General features: G+C 68.9%; 7 protein-coding genes (1 of these 7 only partly in view). 3 read left to right on the top strand and 4 right to left on the bottom strand.

Annotation, left to right across the window (positions count from 1 at the left end; genetic code table 11):
* A protein-coding gene (hutH, locus tag ABEA67_RS07815; RefSeq protein WP_345463403.1) for a histidine ammonia-lyase crosses the window boundary here: on the top strand, positions 1-1,200 show its 3' portion. The gene continues 300 nt to the left of window position 1, outside the view; 1,200 of the gene's 1,500 nt are visible here — the last part of the coding sequence; the start codon falls outside the window, past its left edge; its stop codon occupies positions 1,198-1,200.
* Positions 1,201-1,279: 79 nt separating this feature from the next.
* Here the strand turns inward: hutH and ABEA67_RS07810 are convergent, their stop codons facing one another.
* Together ABEA67_RS07810 and ABEA67_RS07805 are read right to left on the bottom strand one after the other, a co-directional pair.
* Complete coding sequence (locus ABEA67_RS07810) at positions 1,280-1,471, bottom strand: type II toxin-antitoxin system antitoxin (RefSeq protein ID WP_345463400.1); 192 nt, start codon at positions 1,469-1,471, stop codon at positions 1,280-1,282.
* A 14-nt stretch (positions 1,472-1,485) separates the two neighbouring features.
* Positions 1,486-2,403, bottom strand: coding sequence for an SPFH domain-containing protein (locus tag ABEA67_RS07805; RefSeq protein WP_345463397.1), 918 nt, complete (start codon positions 2,401-2,403; stop codon positions 1,486-1,488).
* A 106-nt stretch (positions 2,404-2,509) separates the two neighbouring features.
* Between ABEA67_RS07805 and ABEA67_RS07800 the strand changes: the two genes are divergently transcribed.
* Both ABEA67_RS07800 and ABEA67_RS07795 read left to right on the top strand, forming a co-directional pair.
* Positions 2,510-3,220 (top strand): HAD family hydrolase, encoded by a 711-nt coding sequence (locus ABEA67_RS07800; protein ID WP_345463394.1) that lies wholly within the window; start codon positions 2,510-2,512, stop codon positions 3,218-3,220.
* Positions 3,217-3,891: an MBL fold metallo-hydrolase gene (locus ABEA67_RS07795; protein ID WP_345463391.1), complete on the top strand. Its 675-nt coding sequence runs from the start codon at positions 3,217-3,219 to the stop codon at positions 3,889-3,891. The genes ABEA67_RS07800 and ABEA67_RS07795 overlap by 4 nt, the downstream gene beginning before the upstream one ends.
* A gap of 42 nt (positions 3,892-3,933) precedes the next feature.
* Here ABEA67_RS07795 and ABEA67_RS07790 read toward each other — a convergent pair whose 3' ends face one another.
* Together ABEA67_RS07790 and ABEA67_RS07785 are read right to left on the bottom strand one after the other, a co-directional pair.
* Positions 3,934-4,818 carry a ParB/RepB/Spo0J family partition protein gene (locus ABEA67_RS07790; protein ID WP_345463388.1) on the bottom strand — a complete coding sequence of 295 codons (885 nt, stop codon included), beginning with the start codon at positions 4,816-4,818 and terminating at the stop codon, positions 3,934-3,936.
* Positions 4,815-5,591, bottom strand: coding sequence for a ParA family protein (locus ABEA67_RS07785; RefSeq protein WP_345463385.1), 777 nt, complete (start codon positions 5,589-5,591; stop codon positions 4,815-4,817). Before ABEA67_RS07785 ends, ABEA67_RS07790 begins: the two co-directional genes overlap by 4 nt.
* Positions 5,592-6,202: the final 611 nt, after the last annotated feature.

The raw sequence follows: 6,202 nt of genomic DNA, 5'->3' as shown, positions 1-6,202 counted from the left end.
GCGCAGTCGCTCTCGCTGGGGCATTCCGGCGTGCGGCCCGAGGTCGTGGAGCTGCTGCTGGCGCTGCTGAACGCGGAGGCGCATCCGGTGGTCCCCGCGCAGGGCAGCGTGGGAGCTTCCGGGGACCTCGCGCCGCTGGCGCACCTCGCGCTGGGGCTGCTGGGGCTGGGCGAGATGGAGTACGGTGGTCAGGTGCGGCCCGCCGCCGACGTGCTGGCCGGGCTGGGCCTCACGCCGCTCACGCTGGAGGCCAAGGAGGGGCTGGCCCTGATCAACGGCACGCAACTGATGGGCAGCCTGCTGGCCCTCGCGCTGCACGACGCGCGGACGCTGCTGCATACCGCCAACCTCGCCGCCGCGATGACGGTGGAGGCGCTTTCCGGCAGCCACCGGCCCTTCAGCGAGGGCGTGGTGCGCCTGCGGCCCCACCCCGGCGCGCTGGAGGTCGCCGCCGAGGTGCGGACCTTCCTGCGTGGCTCCGCGATTGCCCCCGCTCACGCGAATTGCGGCAAGGTGCAGGACGCCTACAGCCTGCGCGCCGTGCCCCAGGTTCACGGGGCCAGCCTCGACGCGCTGATGCAGGCCGAGCGCGTGCTGGAAGTCGAGTTCGCCTCCGTGACCGACAACCCGCTGATCTTCCCGGAGACCGGGGAAGTCATTTCGGGCGGCAACTTCCACGGGCAACCGCTGGCCCTCACCGCCGACGCGCTGAAGGTCGCGGTGGCCGAACTCGGCAGCATCAGCGAGCGGCGCACCGAGCAACTGCTGAACCCGGCGCTGTCGGGTCTGCCGGGCTTCCTGACGCCGCAGGGCGGCCTGAACAGCGGCTACATGATCGCCCAGTACACTGCCGCCGCCCTGGTCAGCGAGAACAAGGTTTTGAGCCACCCCGCCAGCGTGGATTCGATTCCCACCAGCGCCAACCAGGAGGACCACGTCAGCATGGGCGCACACGGCGCGCGGCAACTGCGCCAGATTCTCGGCAACGTGCAGAACGTCCTGAGCATCGAGCTGATGTGCGCCGCGCAGGCCCTCGACTTCCAGCCCCTGCGGGCCGGGCGGGGCGTGCAGGCCGCGCACGAGCGGGTACGCGAACTGTTCCCCCACCTTGAACAGGACCGTTACTACCGCCCCGACCTGCTGGCCCTGCGCGAGGACGTGGTGAGCGGGAACCTGCTGCGGGCCGGGCGCGAGGCCTGATAGTACAGGGGTGAGGGCGAGGCGGCCACCCCGGCCAGGCCTCGCCCTCCTTCTTCTGCTCGTCACGTGACGAGCAATTTTATTTCTTCTCTTCCTGCTCACCTTCTGCCGCTTCCGGCGCGGGTTTTCCGCGTCCCGCCTGCCGCACGCTCTGGGTCAGCAGGTACTCGATCTGGGCGTTCACACTGCGGAGTTCGTCGGCGGCCCAGCGTTCCAGGGCGGCGTACAGCTCGGGGCTGATGCGCAGGGGGTAGTTCTTGCGGGGGGGCATGTCTTCCCCCGCCCTCAGTACAGGCTCCCGGCGTTCACGACCGGCTGGGTGCCGCGCTCGCTGGTCAGCACGACCAGCAGGTTGCTGACCATATGCGCCTTGCGTTCCTCGTCGAGCCGCACGATGTCCTGCCCTTCGAGTTCGCGCAAGGCCATCTCGACCATGCCGACCGCCCCCTGCACGATCTGCTGCCGGGCCGCGATAATCGCGCTGGCCTGCTGCCGCTGAAGCATCGCCCCGGCGATTTCCGGCGAGTACGCCAGGTGCGAGAGGCGGGCTTCGAGCACCTCCACCCCCGCGTGCCGCAGCCGGGTGTCGAGTTCCCGGCCCAGCGCCTCGGCCACCTCGTCGGGGTTGCCGCGCAGCGAGAGGGTGCGCCCGTCGTAGTCGTCATAGGGGTACTGCGCGGCGAGGTGGCGCAGCGCCGTTTCCGCCTGGATGGCGACAAACTCGGCGTAGTCCTCGACGTCGAAGACGGCACGCGCACTGTCCACCACCCGCCACACGATCACGGCGGCAATCTCGATGGGGTTGCCCATCTGGTCGTTCACCTTCAGCCGCTCGGAGTTGAAGTTACGAATCCGCAGCGAGACGTTCTGGCGCACCGTGAAGGGGTTGGTCCAGTAGAAGCCGTTGCGGCGCTCGGTGCCGACATAACGCCCGAACAGCGTCAGGACCTTGGCCTGGTTCGGCTGCACCACAAAAAAGCCGATCAGGGCAAAGAACGCCAGCACGCCCAGACCTATCCCCAGCACCACGCTCAGACCGCTGAAAATCAGCCAGGCCGCCAGGGCCACCAGCACCAGCCACAGCAGGACCGCCGGCACACCCGGTAACCCGAACGCGGGCCGCTCGACACTCGCCACCCCACTTCGGGGCGAGACGCCTCCCTCGGGGCCGACGGTGGCAGGCGACTTCTCCAGTTCATTCATGGCAACCTCCAATCAAAGTGATATCACATTGAGGGCAAACAGGTGCAGACAGGACAGGCAGCGCGGGGGCACGGTCCGGCAGGGGGCAGCGCTCTAGAGTGCGGGCATGATTGTCGCCTTCGTGAATCCGGCGGGCGTGCTGACGCCCCAGGACCCGGCCGAGGACCTGCGCCCCGCCCAGACGTTGCTCGCCGGCCTGCTGGCCCCCGCCGAACTGATCCCGGTCACCGGCATGGACGAGGAGGAGTTGCTGGACGTTCCCGCCGCCTTCACGTCCTGGCAGGTGCTGCGGCACGGCGCTGTGGTCCTGAACCCGGATGGCGAGGAGGACGCGGCGTGGCGACGGCTGACGCTGGAAACCCTGCGTGTCCGCGAGGAAGCTCTGAGGCTGGCCTTCCAGGCCGCCCAGCACATCGGCTGGCTGGGGCAACTGGGCACTGAGGCCGAACTGCACGAGCGCCACGGCCTGCCCCTGATGGTCACGCTGCGCCATCCGCACAGCCTCACGCACGCGCTGGACGCCGCGGCCCGCGAATGGCGCGCCTGGCTGGAGGAGGGGCCGTTCCGGGGCGAGCTGCGCCTGCTCGGGGAACCGGACCGGCTGATCCTGCTGCCGCGCGAGATCAATCCCGAAAGCGCCGTGAACTATGTCCTGGACCAGCTCGGCGAGGTGGACCTCAGCCTGGGGGTCAGCGCGGCGGCGGCGGACGCGGCCTTTCTCGCCCTGTGCGATTACGCCCTGACACCGGGGGAAGGACCCGTCCTGCAAGCCGCCCTGACCACCCTGGACCCGGCCGGCGGGGAAGAGGACGTGTGACCCCGGCACTCGCCTTACCTGTCACGTCTGCCCCGCTGGAGGTCAGGGTCCAGCCGCTCTACGCGAACGTGTATCTGCTGACCTCTCCTGCCGGTCGGCTGGTGGTGGATGCCGGGGCGCTTCCCTACGCGGGCCGCTTCGCGCGGCTGCTCCGCGACTTTCAGCCGGACGCCCTGCTGCTGACCCACCACCACGTGGACCATGCCGGGGGAGCCTTTGTCGCCGCGCGGCTGGGCATCCCCGTGCTGGCGCATCCGCTGGAGCGCCCCTTCCTGACCGGGGAGGACCACCGCCTGCCCTACCCGGCGGGACGCCCCGGCCTGGGCAAACTCGTCTCGCGCCTGCATCCCAAGGTGCCACCCAGCACACTGCACGCGGTGCATCCCGGCGAGCAGGTGCAGGGCTGGGAGGTCGTCGCCCTCCCCGGCCACACCCACGGCCAGATCGGCCTGCTGCGGGGCGGCGTGCTGCTGGCCGCCGACGCCCTGCTGGGCAGCACAGACGGGGCACATCTCCCCCGCGCCGCCTACAACGACGACCACCGCGAGGCCGTGCGGACGCTTCAGGCCATCGCTGAGCTGGACCTCCAGGCCATCCTGCCCGGTCACGGCGGGCCACTCACGCCGAAGCAGGTCCGGCAGCGGGCGCGGCGGGACCTTCCCACGTCCTGATTTGTCCTGCTCGTCACGTGACGAGCAAAGTGGTGATGCTGGTCAGGCCGGGTCGAGCAGCTCGCCAATCTGCCGGAGCAGCCGCTCCACCTTGCGGCGGCGGGCCGCGTCCAGGCCGGCCAGGGTCCGGCGGTCGGCCAGGCGGCGGGCCACGGCCTGAAGCGGGTCGGCCGTTTCCCCGCTCCGCTGAGCAGGTGTGACCTGTTCCCGGAGCGCCTGGACTGTCGCTCCGGCCAGGGCCGCTTGAAGCAGCCGGGCACGCTCGTCCTCGTCGGCCACCCGCCCCACCACCAGCGCCTTGCGGTAGTCCAGGCCAGCGCGGACAGCGGCCTGCACCTCCTCCGGCAGATTCAGCACGGCCGCCCGGTTCTTCACGAAGCTGCGCCAGCTTTCGCGGCCCAGGGCACTGAACACAGCGTCCAGGCGGGCCACGGCCTCCGGGTCTTCCTCCGGGCGGCGGTCCAGGGCAAAGAGGCGGGCCACGGCCTCCCCGGCGGGCACCCCCAGGGTCGAGGCGGCCACCTGCAAGCGGGCGCGCACCTCCTCCAGGACGTTCAGGTCCTCCCGTTGCAGGTTCTCGACGGCGGCAGCCAGCTGCGCCTGGGTATCGGTGAGGTCGCGCAGCAGCACCGGCACCTCGCTCAGACCTGCCTCCTGCGCCGCCCGCCAGCGCCGTTCGCCCGCCACGATCTCATAGCGCCCGTCACCCAGGGGCCGGACCAGCAGGGGCTGGAGAATACCCTGCTCGCGGATGCTGCGGGCCAGTTCGCTCAGCGCCTCCGGGGCAAAATGGCTGCGCGGTTGAAAGACGCCGGGCTGAAGCGACTGCACCGGCAGGGTCGTGGCGGCGGGCTGCCCGAGTGCCTCCACACCCTCGACCAGTCCGGTCAGCCGCGCCCCGATCGCGGGTCTGGCCTTGCGGCTCACGCCTCCACTCCCGGAATCTGCACGTTCAGATGGGCCGCTCGCGCAATCTCAGCCGTCGCCCGCAGCACGTCCTGGTGAACGGGTGAACCCGGCGCGTAGACCCCCACCGGCTGTCCCGCGCTCGCGCTGTCGTTCCAGACCGCACCCCGGTCCGGAATCGGGCTGGCGAGGGGCCGGAGCATGCCCTGGAGGGCGGCCAGCGCCTCGCGGTCATGCGAGCGCCGGGCGTCGTAGAGCGTAGGGACATACAGGGCCACCGTCAGGTCGGGGCGCAGCTTGCGGTAGGTCGCCATCGCCTCGGACAGGCCCGCCAGCGCGTTCATGCCCTTCTGGCGGGTCGGCACCGGAACCACCAGATGATCCGCCGCGAGCGCGCCCAGGATGGAGAGTTGCCCGAGGCTGGGGGGGCTGTCGATCAGCACCACGTCGTACTGGTCGGCAACGGCCTGAAGCGCCTGCCGCAAATGCAGATGCGCGCCCACCACGCCCATCATCTGCCCCTCGGCCAGGGCCAGCGAGACGTCACTGGGAATCAGGTGCAGGCCATGTGCGGCGACCGGGGAGGGGAGAGGTGCGCCCGTCGCGGCCGTGTCGTACACGGTCTGCTCACGGCTTACCCCCGACACGCCCAGCCAGTCGGTCAGGTTGGCCTGGGGGTCGAGATCCACGACCAGCACGCGCAATCCCGCCTGCGCCAGCGTGTGCCCCACATCGCGCGTCAGGCTGGATTTCATGACCCCGCCCGCATGGTTGAAGAACGTCAGCGTCCGCATTTCGCCCAGCCTACCCGATGCTTCCCCACCTTGCTCGTCACGTGACGAGCAGCACCGGAATCACTGCATGACTATCGGACAACTTGTGCCGTTTGCGGGTAGACGGGCAGGGACAAGCAGGACGCAAGAGCAGTAACTCAGGGCGAGTCCCGCTGAAAAGGGGACCCCAGCGTCAGCCCTAGAAATTCCCCTCCCCGGAAGAGGGGGAATGGGAAAATTGGGCAAGTTATTGGCATATCTTTTGTATAAATTACGTCTAAAACAACAAAAATAAGTATCGGACAACTTGCGCCGTTTTTGGGAAGGGCACTATCGGACAACTTGCGCCGTTCTTTTGTAGCACACGTGCCAGACGCTGTTTTTCAGCGGAGAACTCCCGAACGAGGGGGTATCGGACAACTTGCGCCGTTTTGACCCCAACTATCGGACAACTTGCGCCGTTTTTGAGGCAGAGTATCGGACAACTTGCGCCGTTTGGGGGCAGGAGGTATCGGACAACTTGCGCCGAAAGTATCGGACAACTTGCGCCGTTTGGGGGGGAGGTATCGGACAACTTGCGCCGTTTTGACCCCAAAACTATCGGACAACTTGCGCCAAACTATCGGACAACT

The sequence above is a fragment of the Deinococcus carri genome, assembly GCF_039545055.1.
Classification (GTDB): Bacteria; Deinococcota; Deinococci; order Deinococcales; family Deinococcaceae; genus Deinococcus; species Deinococcus carri.
The sequence above is the reverse complement of the archived record's forward strand: the minus strand, read 5'-3'. Positions and strand labels throughout refer to the sequence as shown.